The organism is Paenibacillus sp. FSL E2-8871, from assembly GCF_038000345.1.
Taxonomy (GTDB): domain Bacteria; phylum Bacillota; class Bacilli; order Paenibacillales; family Paenibacillaceae; genus Paenibacillus_AQ.
In genome coordinates this window covers 3,070,100-3,085,367 of the sequence record NZ_JBBOBV010000001.1, presented here as the reverse complement: position 1 = coordinate 3,085,367, position 15,268 = coordinate 3,070,100, and the positions used below count along the sequence as shown (strand labels likewise).

The 15,268-nt window shown below is 44.0% G+C and carries 12 protein-coding genes; all 12 read left to right on the top strand.

Annotated features, from left to right (window positions below; genetic code table 11):
• Nucleotides 1-41: 41 nt before the first annotated feature.
• The 12 genes from NYE25_RS14100 (at nucleotide 42) to dnaJ (ending at nucleotide 15,228) form a co-directional block, all read left to right on the top strand.
• Nucleotides 42-1,847, top strand: a complete 1,806-nt coding sequence (locus tag NYE25_RS14100; RefSeq protein WP_341146149.1) for a cache domain-containing sensor histidine kinase — start codon at nucleotides 42-44, stop codon at nucleotides 1,845-1,847.
• Nucleotides 1,832-2,599 carry a response regulator transcription factor gene (locus tag NYE25_RS14095; RefSeq protein WP_341128947.1) on the top strand — a complete coding sequence of 256 codons (768 nt, stop codon included), beginning with the start codon at nucleotides 1,832-1,834 and terminating at the stop codon, nucleotides 2,597-2,599. The genes NYE25_RS14100 and NYE25_RS14095 overlap by 16 nt, the downstream gene beginning before the upstream one ends.
• 95 nt (nucleotides 2,600-2,694) lie before the next feature.
• Entirely contained in the window at nucleotides 2,695-3,999 is a 1,305-nt protein-coding gene (locus NYE25_RS14090) for an ABC transporter substrate-binding protein (protein WP_341146148.1), read from the top strand.
• Nucleotides 4,000-4,090: 91 nt separating this feature from the next.
• Nucleotides 4,091-4,975: a carbohydrate ABC transporter permease gene (locus NYE25_RS14085; protein WP_231573337.1), complete on the top strand. Its 885-nt coding sequence runs from the start codon at nucleotides 4,091-4,093 to the stop codon at nucleotides 4,973-4,975.
• A 63-nt stretch (nucleotides 4,976-5,038) separates the two neighbouring features.
• Nucleotides 5,039-5,866, top strand: coding sequence for a carbohydrate ABC transporter permease (locus NYE25_RS14080; protein ID WP_341146147.1), 828 nt, complete (start codon nucleotides 5,039-5,041; stop codon nucleotides 5,864-5,866).
• A gap of 19 nt (nucleotides 5,867-5,885) precedes the next feature.
• Nucleotides 5,886-8,135, top strand: coding sequence for an FAD-dependent oxidoreductase (locus NYE25_RS14075; protein WP_341146146.1), 2,250 nt, complete (start codon nucleotides 5,886-5,888; stop codon nucleotides 8,133-8,135).
• Nucleotides 8,136-8,348: 213 nt separating this feature from the next.
• A complete protein-coding gene (hemW, locus tag NYE25_RS14070) occupies nucleotides 8,349-9,521 on the top strand; it encodes a radical SAM family heme chaperone HemW (RefSeq protein ID WP_042191005.1) in 1,173 nt (390 codons plus the stop codon).
• Nucleotides 9,522-9,614: 93 nt separating this feature from the next.
• Nucleotides 9,615-10,106 carry an N-acetyltransferase gene (locus NYE25_RS14065; RefSeq protein ID WP_042194380.1) on the top strand — a complete coding sequence of 164 codons (492 nt, stop codon included), beginning with the start codon at nucleotides 9,615-9,617 and terminating at the stop codon, nucleotides 10,104-10,106.
• A 105-nt stretch (nucleotides 10,107-10,211) separates the two neighbouring features.
• Nucleotides 10,212-11,243, top strand: coding sequence for a heat-inducible transcriptional repressor HrcA (hrcA, locus tag NYE25_RS14060; RefSeq protein ID WP_042191003.1), 1,032 nt, complete (start codon nucleotides 10,212-10,214; stop codon nucleotides 11,241-11,243).
• Nucleotides 11,244-11,305: 62 nt separating this feature from the next.
• Nucleotides 11,306-11,887, top strand: a complete 582-nt coding sequence (grpE, locus tag NYE25_RS14055) for a nucleotide exchange factor GrpE (RefSeq protein ID WP_076284809.1) — start codon at nucleotides 11,306-11,308, stop codon at nucleotides 11,885-11,887.
• Nucleotides 11,888-12,001: 114 nt separating this feature from the next.
• Complete coding sequence (gene dnaK, locus NYE25_RS14050; protein WP_042190999.1) at nucleotides 12,002-13,849, top strand: molecular chaperone DnaK; 1,848 nt, start codon at nucleotides 12,002-12,004, stop codon at nucleotides 13,847-13,849.
• A gap of 257 nt (nucleotides 13,850-14,106) precedes the next feature.
• Nucleotides 14,107-15,228, top strand: a complete 1,122-nt coding sequence (gene dnaJ / locus NYE25_RS14045) for a molecular chaperone DnaJ (protein ID WP_042130386.1) — start codon at nucleotides 14,107-14,109, stop codon at nucleotides 15,226-15,228.
• Nucleotides 15,229-15,268: the final 40 nt, after the last annotated feature.

Genomic DNA, 15,268 nt, shown 5'->3' with positions numbered 1-15,268 from the left:
GGGGAAGGATTGTAAGCACATACAAAGTGAGGGGAGTCCTCGTGAAGCGATTATATTTGAAACTTACGCCAAGTACCTTTAAGAATCGGATTTTGTTAGCTTTCTTACTGTTGGTACTAACACCCATTGCCATACTCGTTCTGTATAACTTCAAAGAGACAGAACAAATGCTTCAGGATAATGCGGAAACGAAGAACATAGAGCAGCTTATTGGGATTAAGAATGGTTTTGTTGATCTCATGAGTCTCGTTATGAAAACAGGGTCATTACTTGAACAAGATACAACGATTTTATCGATAATGAAGAATCCCGAGCAATCGGATGAAATCACGAGAAAAAAGCTCGTTGAAAACAAGTTTGGAGCGATTGAAAATACATTCTTCATGAGTGGAGCGACGGTGTATTATACTTTAATCGACCTTCATGGAAACGCATACACTTCCTTTATGCCGAGGGAAACCTTGAGCTACGATGAAATCCAATCGGAGGATTGGGTTCAAGCATTGAAGCGAGAAGGAGCGAATCGATATATATGGAATCCGAATGATAAGAATAATGTGGTCCGGGAAAGTACGACAAGTAAGAAAATGCTTAGCCTCTATGAGGTTATGCGTGATAATGGTTTTAACATTTATGCCTATGCAAGACTAAGTATCGATTATGAGGAGTGGTTTACTAGATCAACGTTAGGGAGTAAACAGGAAGGTTCTTTTTTTCTACTCGATGCCTCAGGGAGAATGATGCTTAATCCGGATAAGGATGAGACCTTTTCTCCAGATATTGCGCAGAGTATTGTGAAGAGTGATCACCAGCGGCAGACAGAGCGTGCTGCATCTATCATCGATCCGAAGGAGAAGAGCTTATACACATACAGCTACATCGAAGAGTTGAATGGTTATGTCGTTAAAAAGGTACAGCTAGCACAGCTATTTCTTGAGGTGTATAAGCAGAAGCAACGATTTTTTGCTGTATTTGGAGTCATACTACTGCTATTTGTTCTATTAACTTATTTTATATCATCGACGATTACAGTGCCGCTAAAGAAGCTGCAGAAGAAGATGGAGATGACCGCTAAAACGAATCTCAAAATGAAATTACCCGAGCAAGGGCGGGGAGAGATTCTTGCACTGACTCAGAGTTTCAATATAATGATCCATGATTTAAATGAGCTGTTGCAGCGTCTTCAGCTTGAAGAAAAACAGAAGCAATTCGTTCGATTTCAGGTGTTACTTTCGCAGATGAATCCACATTTCCTACTAAATACATTGAATACGATAAAGAGCATCGCCTTAGATAAAGATGATGATGAAATTTATGGAATTTGTGTTGCACTAGGCAAAATATTGGAAACAACCTTAAATACGGAAGTGGATTTGATTCTGTTAAAGGATGAGATTGTACTAATTGAATCTTACATGGAGATTCAGCGGCAACGCTTCGGACATGGGATTGAGATTCAATATGATATCAACGAGGAACTACAATACGCATTAATCCCTAAATTCTGTCTTCAGCCCTTAATTGAAAATAGCTTGATTCACGGCTTCGGTCAGTCTGTGAAACAAGGGAGAATTGATATTTCCGCTAAGGTGACTGGACAGCAACTATATCTGCAGGTTAAAGATAACGGCATGGGGATAGAAAGAGCACAGCTGAATAAGGCTGCACGGAAACGACAAGGAATCGGTGTTCAGAATATTAGGGAGAGCTTAGAGCTGTTGTTCAAGAATCAACGGACAGGTATGGACATTGTATCATCAGACACAGGAACTGAAGTGATTATCCATTTTCCACTTCTTATTTCAAAACCTTACGATGGAGGTAAGCTCACATGTGGAGAACGTTAATTGTGGATGATGAACAACCCGCGGTTAAAAGTATACGAAAGTTATTCTTAAAGGCTGGAATCCCGTTTGAAATTATAGGTGAGGCGGAGAATGGAGAAGTAGGCTTGCAAATGATTCGTGAGCTTCATCCAGATGTGGTAGTGACGGATATCAATATGCCAGTGATGGATGGGGTGAAGCTCCTTCAAGTTGCTCGAGAGGAAGGCTTCGACTGCCGATTTGTAATGTTGACCGCATTGAGTGAATTTGAATATGCCCGGCAAGCGCTCGTATTTGGAGCTTCGGACTACATTCTGAAGTTATCTTTAGATCTACAAGGTTTGAAGCAGACCATGGATAAGGTTCATGCCGAGCTGGAGCGAATGGTGAAGATGAAGAAGGCCGATAAATGGTTTCCTGAGAAGCAACAAACGGGACCGACAGATCATGTGGAGATGAACAAAATAATTGCTTATATTGAAGAACATTATTCTGAGGAAATCTCGCTCAAATCCATGTCAGAGTTGATCCGAATGGATGCCAGCTATATAAGTGACTTATTCAAGAAAAAGACAGGGAAAACGTTGACGAATTATATTCAAGAGCGGCGTATTCAGGCTGGGAAAATGCTGCTTGCAGAGACGAAGCTAACAATTAGTGAGATTGGGCAGCAGGTGGGCTTTGAGAACGATAATTATTTTATTAAAATTTTCAAAAAGTGGTGTGGCGTCACGCCAAATGAATTTCGAAAAGAACCAAAAAACGTTCTATAGTTTCCCAAATGTAGTTCATCCCCCAGAATCCGCTCTGATGATAAAGTTATAGACGTAGAGCACAACACATAATCCTTCCAAGGGGGAAGATATCGATGAAGAAAAAGTGGTATCCTGCAGTGCTTTCTGTCTTATTAGCAGGTACGATGCTGGCTGGTTGTGGTACTAGTGGAAGTAATGATGCGCAGGGCAGTGCAAATGGACAAACAGCAAAGGAGAAAATAAAGCTTACGATGTGGGGGGCAGTTCCTGCAGAAGCCGGGCCTCAAGCTGTAATTGATAACTGGAATAAAGATCATCCAGACATTCAAGTCGAGTATATCCGTAATGTAAATGACGATGCTGGAAACTTAAAGCTGGATACTGCCTTGATGACCAATCAAAACATAGACCTTTTCATGAACTACGATCTTGCTCATTTACAGAAACGTATGGATGCAGGCGTTGCCTTGGATCTAAGCACGAAGACAGATTATGATATCGACAGCCAGATCGGCGAAGACGCAGCAATGTGGAAAATCAATGATAAGTACTATGGGATTCCTACAAAGAAAAACATGGCGTTTGTATGGTTGAACAAAGATATGCTGGATGCAGCAGGATTACCGATTCCTGCGGTGGACTGGACCTGGTCAGATCTTGAGGAGTATGCGAAGAAGCTAACGAAGCCTGGTGTGTACGGATTATTGCAGGCAGATTCCTCCTTCCCAACAACGATGGACGGTACGCTTGCTGGAATGGGTGTGAAACAGGCGGATGGTACTTCAAACTTTGGGAATGATCTATGGAAAGAACACCTGGAAATATTGCATAACATGATGTTCGTGGACAAATCCACACCGGAATATGGCGAGCAACTGACCAGTAAAATGCCGGTTGACACCATGTTCCTGCAAGGCAAAGCGGCAATGCTAGCAGCAGGTGAGTTTATTTTCCGAAATGCGAACAACTTGAAAGACTATCCGCATGATTTCAAAACCGCGTTCGCCGCTATTCCAAAAGTGAATAAAGATCAAAAGGATTATAAATATTCGGGCGGTGTGGGTGACATGCTTTCTCTTAATGCGAAATCCAAGAATCTGGACGCAGCTTGGGAGTTCGCAAAATGGTATGCGGATGGCGGTATGCTGCCAATGGCAAGCGGTGGTCGTATTCCAGCCTCTAAGAGTGTAGATAGTAAGGAAGCAATGAGCCTTCTCATGAAGGGTGTGGAAGACAAATATGATACAGATTCAATGAATAAAATTGTATTCGGCAAATTCCCGTCCTTCCAGCTAAATGTAACTCAACAAGCCATTGATGCACGTAAAGAAGAGTATGAAAAATACTTCTTAAATAAGCAAGATATTGAAACCACGATGAAGAATATGCAAACCCGTTCGCAAGAGTTATTGAAATAATGAAATAGTTAGCATAAAAGAGAAGGAGGAAGATTTCTTCGTTCTTCTCTTTCGTGTACCCATTTTTCAGCATACGAAAGGCGGCGATACCGTGAAGCGGAGAAGCTGGATGGACAGACAAGGCTGGATCGGCATGACCTTTATTCTTCCGAATATGATTGGTATTCTCTTATTCTTTATTATTCCTGCAATCTATTCCTTTGTCCTCATGTTTACGAATTATCAATTTTCAAATCCGAATTGGCAATTTACTGGGCTGGATAATCTCAAACGATTGTTCCATGACGATAATTTCTATGCCTCGATCAAATATACGGTGATATTCCTGATATCGGTTCCAGTATCGATGGTGCTCGCATTTATTGTAGCGCTATTTCTAAACCGCAGTGTGTATCTTAAAGGCGTATTACGTGGAATGTTCTTCCTACCGTATATCTCCAGTGGAGTAGCCGTTGCATTTGTCTGGATGCTGCTATTTCAGCCTTCACAGGGACCCATCAATGAAATGCTTCGCTGGATTGGCATAACATCGCCGCCAGGATGGTTTGCGGATACGGAAACCGCAATGTATGCCATTGATATCGTACAAATCTGGCTGATGCTTGGCTACAATATGATCATATATTTAGCTGCATTACAGGAAATTTCGACAGAACAGCTGGAAGCTGCCCGGATCGATGGTGCAAGCACATTCAAAACAACATGGAAAATTGTATGGCCTCTTGTTAGTCCCACAACTTTCTTATTAATGATTACAGGATTAATTATGACGATGAAATCGTTCTCGATAATTCAAGCCATTACGGCTGGAGGTCCTAGCGGAAGTACGACGGTCTTATCACTATTCGTTTATAAAACAGCATTCAGTTATTACGATATGGGATACGCTTCAGCCATTTCATGGTTCTTGTTCGCCGTCATTCTCGTCATTACAGTCATTCAGTGGATCGGCCAAAAGCGCTGGGTTCATTACTAAATGATCCCACAAAGTGAAGCTTTGCGGGGGGCCCCGAAACCATAATTTAAAGGAGCAGGCGGTATGAATGAAAAAGCAGGAAACATGAAGGTGAAACTGCCAGTAACGATCATCATGTTTGTTCTAGGACTATTTATGATTGTGCCTTTCCTATGGATGCTCAGCACATCCTTTCAGACACCTGCCGAGGTGTTTAACAAATGGCTGCCTTCATCTCTCAACTGGAGCAATCATATTCGGGTGTGGACAGGAAGTCATGATTTTGTTCCGTATTATTTAAATTCACTTAAGATTTCAATTATTGGAACTGTGGGGGCGGTGTTTCTATCTGCCCTTGCTGCTTACGGATTTTCACGTACTTCGTTCAAAGGTCGAGATGGACTATTTGTCATATATTTATCCATGATGATGGTTCCGCCTCAGGTACTTTTTGTTCCAAAGTTTATCATGTTTAACTGGGTTGGGATTTACAATACGCATTGGGCGCTGATCCTACCAGCCATGTTCTCAATCTTCGGTGTATTTATGCTTCGGCAGTTCTTTATGAGCATTCCTAAGGAAATTACGGAATCTGCTTTTTTGGATGGGGCGGGGCATTATAAGATATTTTTCCGCGTAATTCTGCCATTAGCGAAACCAGCAATAGCAACGTTTGCTATTCTCGATTTCTCCTGGCAATGGAATGATTATGAGAATGCGCTTGTATTCTTGCAAAGCCCTAAACTATATACCATTCCGCTTGGATTGCAGAATTTTATTCTTGAGAACAATGTGGACTACAACGGGATGATGGCTGCTTCATCGGCTGCGATTATTCCAATGATTATTATCTTCTTTGTGGGTCAGAAATACATTATTCAAGGGATTTCAAGTTCGGCTGTGAAAGGCTAACTATAGGAGGGGTACTAACATGAGAACAGAAACGGTTAAATCCGATGTAACAGTGGTCGGTGGTGGACTTGCAGGAATGAACGCGGCGATCGCTGCAGCGCGCCTAGGGTTAAAGGTAGCACTAGTGCAGAATCGTCCTGTACTTGGTGGTAACTCGAGTTCAGAGGTTCGGGTATGGGTATGTGGTGCAACAGGACATGGTGTAAATCGATATGCACGTGAGACAGGCATTATGGGTGAGTTATTCATCGAGAATCAATACCGGAACCCGGAGGGAAATCCATACTTATGGGATCTAACGTTACTCGAAGCCGTGAAGGCAGAGTCGAATATCAGCCTGTTCCTAAATACCGATGTACGCGAAGTGGAAGCGGAAGGTGAGGCAGAGGATCGGACGATTCGCAGTGTGATTGGTTGGATGATGGGATCTGAGCGGTTGATTACGTTCAAGAGTGAGGCGTTCATCGATTGCACGGGCGATGGTTTGGTTGGCTTCCTGGCAGGAGCTGATTTCCGATTAGGACGTGAAGCCCGCCATGAATTTAATGAGGAATGGGCACCTGAAGTGCCTGATAACATTACATTAGGCAGTACATTATTGTTTTATACACAGGATACAGGAAAACCGGTACGTTATGTTGCTCCATCGTTCGCGAAGGATATTACAACAACGTCGATTCCGATCCGTCGGGTCATTCGGAGTGGAGATTCAGGCTGTCACTACTGGTGGATTGAGTGGGGCGGTGAGCTTGATACGGTGGATGAGAATGAACGTATACGTGATGAGCTATCCTCTGTTATTTATGGGATTTGGGATTACATTAAAAACTCAGGTCATTTTGATGCCGAAAATATGACGCTGGAGTGGGTTGGCTCAATTCCGGGTAAACGTGAATACAGACGGTTTGTTGGCGATACGATCTTAACGCAAAATGATATTCTTGCGCAGCGTGAATTTGAAGACCGGATTGGATTCGGAGGATGGTCGATTGATCTGCATCCACCGCAAGGGATGTATGCAGAAGAGAGCGGCTCGAAACATCTGCATGCGGATGGGATTTATCATATTCCATTTAGTTCGCTCTATTCGAAAAATGTGCGAAATCTACTCTTCGCGGGTCGGAATATCAGCGCATCTCATGTGGCTTTTGGAACAACACGCGTCATGGCAACCTGTGCGATCATGGGTGAAGCGGCTGGAACAGGTGCAGCATTATCCGTCATCAAAGGTGTAACCCCTCGTGAAATTCGCAAGCAGTATATGCATGAATTGCAACAGGTGATGTTAAAGCAAGATGCTTCGATTATTGGATTGCGCAACGAAGATCCGCTGGACCTCGCCAGAAAAAGCGAGATTCATGCATCCAGCACGATGAATGGTATACTGCTGGATCGTCCAGCCGAAGCTTATGAGCTTTCTCATGACGTAGGAATTTTGTTTCCGGTTGAAGGAAATATCCTTGGGTTGAAGCTGCTTGTGTCAGCAAGTACTCAGTCAGAGCTGACCGTTGAGCTATGGACGACTGGGCGTGCGGAAAATTACGTTCCAGCAGAGTGTAGACAGGTTGATGTTGTAATAGTACAAGCTGGAGAGCAGCAATGGATTGATGTTCCGGTACAAGAGGAGCAGTGGAGTTCAATCGGCGAATGTAATATCTTCGCTATTATTCGAGCAAATGAGCATATTCAATTGCATATTTCAGAAACCCCAATCACAGGTGTTATTACATTTGAGCGAGGCGTTAAACCTGTAGTCGATTCAGCGCTGGAGGATCATCAGCCAGATCAGCCGGTGATGGAGTGGAGCATGAAACAGCTTGTACGCAGGCATTTCTGTTTTGCGGTAGAAACATCCGCATATGCTGCATCCAAAGTCACTGACGGGTATGTTCGACCTTTTGCAGGGCCACATAGCTGGGTTTCTGAGCCGATGACTGCTGGTAGAACGGAGTGGGTAGAGGCGCGTCTCCCGGATACTACTTCAGTCTCTGAAATTCATTTTACCTTTAACGATGATGTTAATGAGGATCTTATCAACTTACATCACCATGAAACGCCATTTCTAGTTATTCCTGAACTAGTAAAGGCTTACGATGTAGAGTTGCTCATTGATGGCGTGTGGCAAGTCATGTTCCGCGTCAAAGACAATCATCGCCGGAAGAACGTACATCGTTTAGAGAAGCCTGTCCTTACGGACGCTGTTCGGATCGTTATTCATGAAACTAACGGAGGAGAACGTGCAGAACTCGTGGAAATGCGGATATATTAAGAAGAAACGGCTTAGCCGTCCTTATAGGGACAGTATCCGTTTCTGCGAGAAATACAAAATATATAGGATAACGTAAAACTTATACTTTTTTGTATTTTAAAATAGAGATCATTTATAAATGATCGCCCCTCGAAGGGAAGCCGTCAGGCTTCCCTTTTCTTGTTTTTTAGATTACACTAGTCAAACGATATTTTTATATAAAGGAGACAGCTAATGACTACGAATACTAATGGCCGTCCCCCTGAGGCCGTATACATTCATATTCCTTTTTGTACCAATAAGTGCTTTTATTGTGATTTTAATTCCTACGTTCTCAAGGATCAGCCGGTTATGGATTATCTCCAAGCCTTGGATCGAGAAATGGAGCTGACCGTCAAGAACACTCCACCGGGTGTCATCAAAACGATCTTTGTCGGCGGTGGTACCCCAACAGTACTGAAGCCGGATGAGATGGCTTATTTTCTAAAATCAGTTCGGACACATTTCCCAAACTGGGATAAAGATATCGAGTTCTCTATGGAAGCAAATCCGGGAACTACGGATATAGATAAGTTGGCGGTTATGAAAGAAGGCGGCGTGAATCGGGTGAGCTTTGGTGTTCAGGCGTTTCAGAACGAACTCCTTACGGGTATTGGCCGGATTCATAATGTTGACGATGTATACCGCAGCTTGGAGAATGCTCGTGCAGTTGGTCTTAACAACCTGTCGGTTGACCTTATGTTTGGTTTGCCGAACCAAACTGTAGAGATGCTGGGCGAAAGTATTCGTAAGGCCTTGGAGCTTGATTTACCCCACTATTCTATTTACAGCTTGAAGGTGGAGGAGAACACTCTTTTTCACACCCTATTTAATAAGAACAAACTTCCTCTTCCTAATGAAGAAGATGAACTGCAAATGTACCTCTTGTTGATGTCATCTATGAAGGAAGCGGGCTATAACCAATACGAAATCAGTAACTTCGCAAAACCAGGTATGGAGAGTCGTCACAATATCACTTACTGGCGTAATGAAGATTATTATGGTCTCGGGGCAGGTGCACATGGATATGTGGGGCGCCAGCGTCATATTAATGTTAAGGGTGTGAATCCTTATGTTGAAGCTACACGTAAAGGGTTGCCTCGATTAGACGCATACCCAATCACTGAAGCAGAAGCGATGGAGGACTTTATGATGGTTGGCTTACGTATGCATGAAGGCGTCTCTAATGAGGCTTTTCAAGCGCAATTTGGGCGTTCGATTGAGGATGTATTTGCGAAATCCTTGCATAAGATGCTGCATGCGGGTCTACTTGAGCACGAAGAGGGGACTTACCGACTCAGCAAGCAAGGGATCCTTTTCGGGAACGATGTTTTCGCAGAATTTGTAGGCGCACTGACAGAAGTTTAATTTTAAAATACCCCTTGAATTGTAATTCACTCTGTTGTATATTTATTCATATTATCAACAGAGGGGTGAATTAAAGTGCTTGCCAAGACGGAAATGATCCGCCATTCGTCTCCAGCAGGAGACGCACAGGTGATTTGCAGAAATGCTGTGATAGAAGATGTTGAACCGTTGTATCTGATGATAGAAGAATACGCACAGCGCGGGATCATGTTGCCCCGTTCCAGGCAGGCGCTGACACGCCAGATCGATCAATTCGTTGTTGCAGAAATTGGCGGCAGATTCGTTGGCTGTGGGTCACTCTTCAGACTCGGGAATGATCTTGTAGAGATTCGCTCGATCGGTCTGAATGACGAAGGTAAGGGCAAAGGTGTAGGCTCAATGATTTTAGAGAAGTTGGTTGAGGAAGCCAGAAACCAGAAAATCCCTAAGGTCATGGCATTAACCTACGCCGTAGATTTCTTTCTTAGAAATGGATTCGAAGTCGTCGAGAAAGAGATTTTTCCCGAAAAGGTATGGACAGATTGCGTGAATTGTAAAAAGCAGCATGCCTGCGATGAAATAGCAGTACTTAAGATGCTGAACTGACTTGACAATGTCAATGTCAGTTTGGTATTTTTGTATTAGTGGTTAGCACTCATCTGAGTCGAGTGCTAACGAATCGGAGCCAATAGCCGGGTAGGAGGGGATAACATGTTAACTGATCGCCAGAGAATGATACTAAATGCAATTGTAGATGATTATATTTCATCGGCAGAACCAGTAGGATCTCGCAGCATTTCTAAACGGGGTGATGTAGGGTACAGCCCTGCAACTATTCGAAATGAAATGGCTGACCTAGAGGATTTGGGTTATCTCGAGCAGCCTCATACATCGGCGGGGAGAATACCTTCCCATAAAGGATACCGATATTATGTGGATCATTTGGTACCGTGGAATTCCGCCGAAACGGCAGAGATGGGCACGATCCGCGCTTTTTTTGCCGAGAAGCTGAATGCGATGGAGCAGGTAATCCAACATGCGGCGATGATTCTTTCCAATATGACGAATTACACTTCCATCCTTCTGGGACCGGAGGTTTTTCATACATCATTGCGTCATTTTCAGTTGTTACCACTAGATGATAAAACCGCTGTAGCGATTATTGTTACAAGTACGGGTCAAGTTGAGAACCGTACGGTGAACATTCCGCCGGAGATATCCGTTTCCGAGATGGAGAAAGTGGTTAACCTACTGAATAGTAAGCTGGTCAATGTACCACTCTATAAGCTGAAGACTCGGCTGTATTCCGAGCTTGGCGAGGAAATGCAGCGTCACATCTCACATTATGAAGAATTAATGCAAGTGCTAGACATTGCGCTGGAAAGTGATCAAGAGCAGCGTATCTATCTTAGTGGAGCGACGAATATGCTTACACAGCCTGAGTTCAAGGATGTTGACAAGGTGAAAAGCATTCTTGATCTGCTGGAAGAGACGCCTACATTGCTCAAAATGCTGGCCCCTACAACAGGCGGCACAGGTATCCAGGTCCGAATAGGGACGGAGAACAATCATGAAGCGTTCGCTAACTGCAGTCTGATCACCGCCACTTATTCTCTTGATGGGCAGGCACTGGGGAGCATTGGTATCCTTGGTCCGACACGAATGGAATATGCAAGAGTGATGGGGATCTTGGGCATTTTATCCCGAGATTTGACAGCGATGCTGGCACACTGGTATAAGTGAACAGAGTCAACATTGATTACGTGAATGATTTTAATGAATGATTTTAAGGAGGTGAAGACAACTTGAAAAAGGAACAAGTTCAAGATGCTAATGAATTCAAAGATGAATTGATAAATGAGGAACCTGAGGCTGATGTAGCTTCGGAAACCGACTCATTTACGGCAGAAGAAATTAGTGAAGGTGCTTCAGACACAGGTTCGGAGGTAAAACGTCTGCAGGATCTCGCTGATGAATATCAAGGACGTGCGCTGCGTGCGCAGGCTGATTTCGATAACTTCCGTCGTCGTACTCAGAAGGAGAAAGAAGAGTTGGCTCAATATGCCACCTCCAAGCTCGTGACTGAATTGCTTTCAGTACTGGACAATTTTGAGCGTGCTTTAGTGACTACTCCTAGCAGCCCAGAATCCGAAGCTTTCGTGAAGGGTGTTAATATGATTTTCCGTCAGCTAGATGGGGTATTGAAGTCCGAGGGACTTACGGCTATGGAAACAGTAGGACAGCCTTTTAATCCTGAATACCATCAGGCTATTATGCAGGTGGAGAGCGAGGAGTACGAAGAGGGTATCGTAACGGAAGAGGTCCAAAAGGGATACCTCCTGAAAGATAAAGTCCTTCGTCCTGCTATGGTCAAAGTCAGCATGTAATCTGTATATATAGGACGGGCAGTATCTGTCCACCATGTACCAATCGAATTTTTTAAATATTTTATTATTTTAATGAGCGAATGCTCCATATACCTTTAGAGGAGGCAAATTATTGTGAGTAAAGTTATCGGTATTGACTTAGGAACCACGAACTCTTGCGTTGCCGTAATGGAAGGCGGCGAAGCCGTTGTAATTCCAAACCCAGAGGGCGCACGTACAACCCCTTCGGTGGTAGGTTTTAAGAAAGACGGCGAGCGTATCGTCGGTGAAACAGCTAAACGCCAAGCAATTACTAACCCTGATCGTACGATCAGCTCTGTTAAACGTCACATGGGTACTAACCATAAAGAAAGCATCGATGGTAAAGACTATTCCCCACAAGAAATTTCAGCAATGATTCTTCAAAAGCTGAAATCCGATGCAGAAGCATATCTTGGCCAAACTGTTACTCAAGCAGTTATCACAGTTCCTGCTTATTTCAATGACAGCCAACGTCAAGCTACTAAAGATGCAGGTAAAATTGCAGGCTTGGAAGTTTTGCGTATTGTGAATGAGCCAACAGCTGCAGCTTTGGCATATGGTCTGGAGAAATCCGAAGATCAAACTATCCTTGTCTATGACCTTGGTGGCGGTACGTTCGATGTATCTATCCTTGAACTGGGCGATGGATTCTTTGAAGTAAAAGCTACAAGCGGCGACAACAAACTTGGTGGCGATGACTTTGACCAAGTGGTTATGGATCATCTGGTATCCGAATTTAAGAAAGAGCAAGGCATTGATCTGAGCAAAGATAAATCTGCTGTACAACGTTTGAAAGATGCAGCTGAAAAAGCGAAGAAAGAATTGTCGGGCGTACTGACAACTACTATTTCTCTTCCGTTCATCACTGTAGTTGACGGAGTACCTCAGCATTTGGAGATCAACTTGACTCGTGCGAAGTTTGATGAGCTTACTGCTGGTCTAGTAGAACGTACTTTGGGACCAACTCGTCAAGCATTGTCTGATGCTGGTATGACGCCTGCAGACCTTACCAGAATCGTTCTGGTTGGTGGTTCTACACGTATTCCTGCTGTACAAGATGCAATTAAGAAGCTTACAGGTAAAGATCCACACAAAGGTGTGAATCCGGATGAAGTTGTAGCTCTTGGTGCTGCTGTTCAAGCGGGTGTATTGACTGGTGATGTTAAGGACGTTGTATTGCTCGACGTAACTCCGCTTTCCCTCGGTATCGAAACTGCAGGTGGCGTGTTCACGAAGATGATCGAGCGTAACACTACAATTCCTACAAGTAAATCCCAAGTATTCTCGACCTTTGCTGACAATCAACCTAGCGTTGAGATTCACGTGCTACAAGGTGAGCGCCAAATGGCGAATGGCAACAAAACATTGGGACGCTTCATGCTGAACGAGATTCCACCAGCACCACGTGGCGTACCACAAATCGAAGTTTCTTTCGATATTGATGCCAACGGTATCGTGAATGTTTCTGCAACTGATAAAGGCACTAACAAGAGCCAAAAGATCACTATCACTTCTTCCAGCGGTCTGAGCGACGCAGAAGTAGAACAAATGATGAAGGATGCCGAGCTTCACGCTGAGGAAGACCGTAAGCGTAAAGAATTGGTAGAAGCGAAGAACAGCGCTGACCAACTCGTGTATTCCACTGAGAAAGTGATCAAAGATCTTGGTGATAAAGCTGATGCTTCCGAAGTTGAAAAAGCAAACGAAGCTAAAGATAAAGTGAAAGCAGCACTTGAAACTGACAATCTTGAAGAAATCAATGCAGCTACAGAAGCATTGACTGAGATTGTACAACAGTTGTCCATGAAGCTGTACGAACAAGCTGCTCAAGCAGAGCAAGGTGCTGAAGGTGGCGCTGGAGCTGCTGAAGGCGCTCCTAAGAAAGACAATGTAGTTGACGCTGATTATGAGGTTGTTGACGAAGATAAGAATCAAGGGTAACCTTAAACGATAAGTGTATAGGGCGTAACTGATAAATTCTTATATAGTTAAGAAGGGAAGGTCAAAACCGGGTCATCCCGTGTTTTGACTTTCCTTTTGTAATATCAGTTTGCACACTCTTCGCGAATGCGCCTTCTGATATTGTAAGAATAAACATCTGCTGGAACTGGATGGTCAGATCCTGGGGTTTTATCGTATAATGGTTTCTTTGGCAGGTAATTAGGAATTTGAGTATGTAATGTACGGAGGTGAAAGCAGTGGCAGATAAACGCGATTATTATGAAGTGCTTGGCCTCAGTAGAGATGCTTCAGACGACGAGGTGAAGAAAGCGTACCGGAAATTGGCGCGCCAATATCACCCAGACGTGAATAAAGCAGATGACGCTGAAGCTAAGTTTAAAGAAGTAAAAGAAGCTTACGATGTTCTTAGCGACGGACAACAGCGAGCTAGATATGACCAATATGGCCATATTGATCCTAACCAAGGTATGGGCGGCTTCGGAGGCGGCGGTGGCGACTTCGGAGGATTAGGCGATATCTTTGATATGTTCTTTGGCGGCGGCGGACGTCGTGATCCTAACGCACCACAGCGTGGTGGGGATTTGCAGTATACGATGACCATTGAATTCAAGGAAGCGGTATTCGGTAAAGAAACTGATATCACTATTCCACGTACGGAAACTTGCGATACCTGCTACGGCTCCGGGGCTAAACCGGGTACTAAACCAGAGACTTGTTCCACTTGTCATGGTAGTGGGCAACAGGAATTCGTACAGAATACACCACTTGGACAGATGCGTAATCGTCGTCCATGTTCGCATTGCAGTGGTACAGGTAAGATTATTAAGGAAAAATGTACGACTTGTAGCGGACAGGGTAAAGTTAAGAAGCAGCGTAAGATTCATGTACGCATCCCTGCCGGTGTCGATGACGGTGCGCAGCTGCGCATGACTGGCGAAGGCGAGGGCGGCTTACGCGGTGGTCCTGCTGGAGACTTGTATATTGTCATCCGTGTCAAATCGCATGATTTCTTCGTACGTGAGAACGATGATATTATGTGCGAGGTTCCACTTACATTTGCACAGGCTGCACTTGGCGATGAGATTGAGATTCCTACCTTAACGGAAAAAGTGAAGCTGAAGATTCCTGCGGGAACGCAGACCGGTACTTTCTTCCGCCTTAAAGGTAAAGGTGTTCCACGTCTACGTGGATCTGGCCAAGGTGACCAGCATGTTAGAGTCATTGTTGTGACACCTAGCAAGCTGAATGATGAGCAAAAAGATTTGTTGCGACAGTTCGCCTCTCTAAATGGAGAAAACACACATGAGCATGAGCAATCCTTCTTTGATCGTGTGAAGCGTGCGTTCCGCGGGGACTGATATTTCTAACTTCATTAATTGAGTAATTGAATAAAAGCTG

Excerpts from the sequence above, each read along its gene's own strand:
- NYE25_RS14095 (WP_341128947.1), top strand. The coding sequence starts at position 1,832 with ATGTGGAGAACGTTAATTGTGGATGATGAACAACCCGCGGTTAAAAGT.
- NYE25_RS14090 (WP_341146148.1), top strand. The coding sequence starts at position 2,695 with ATGAAGAAAAAGTGGTATCCTGCAGTGCTTTCTGTCTTATTAGCAGGT.
- NYE25_RS14080 (WP_341146147.1), top strand. The coding sequence starts at position 5,039 with ATGAATGAAAAAGCAGGAAACATGAAGGTGAAACTGCCAGTAACGATC.
- NYE25_RS14075 (WP_341146146.1), top strand. The coding sequence starts at position 5,886 with ATGAGAACAGAAACGGTTAAATCCGATGTAACAGTGGTCGGTGGTGGA.
- hemW (WP_042191005.1), top strand. The coding sequence starts at position 8,349 with ATGACTACGAATACTAATGGCCGTCCCCCTGAGGCCGTATACATTCAT.
- NYE25_RS14065 (WP_042194380.1), top strand. The coding sequence starts at position 9,615 with ATGATCCGCCATTCGTCTCCAGCAGGAGACGCACAGGTGATTTGCAGA.
- hrcA (WP_042191003.1), top strand. The coding sequence starts at position 10,212 with ATGTTAACTGATCGCCAGAGAATGATACTAAATGCAATTGTAGATGAT.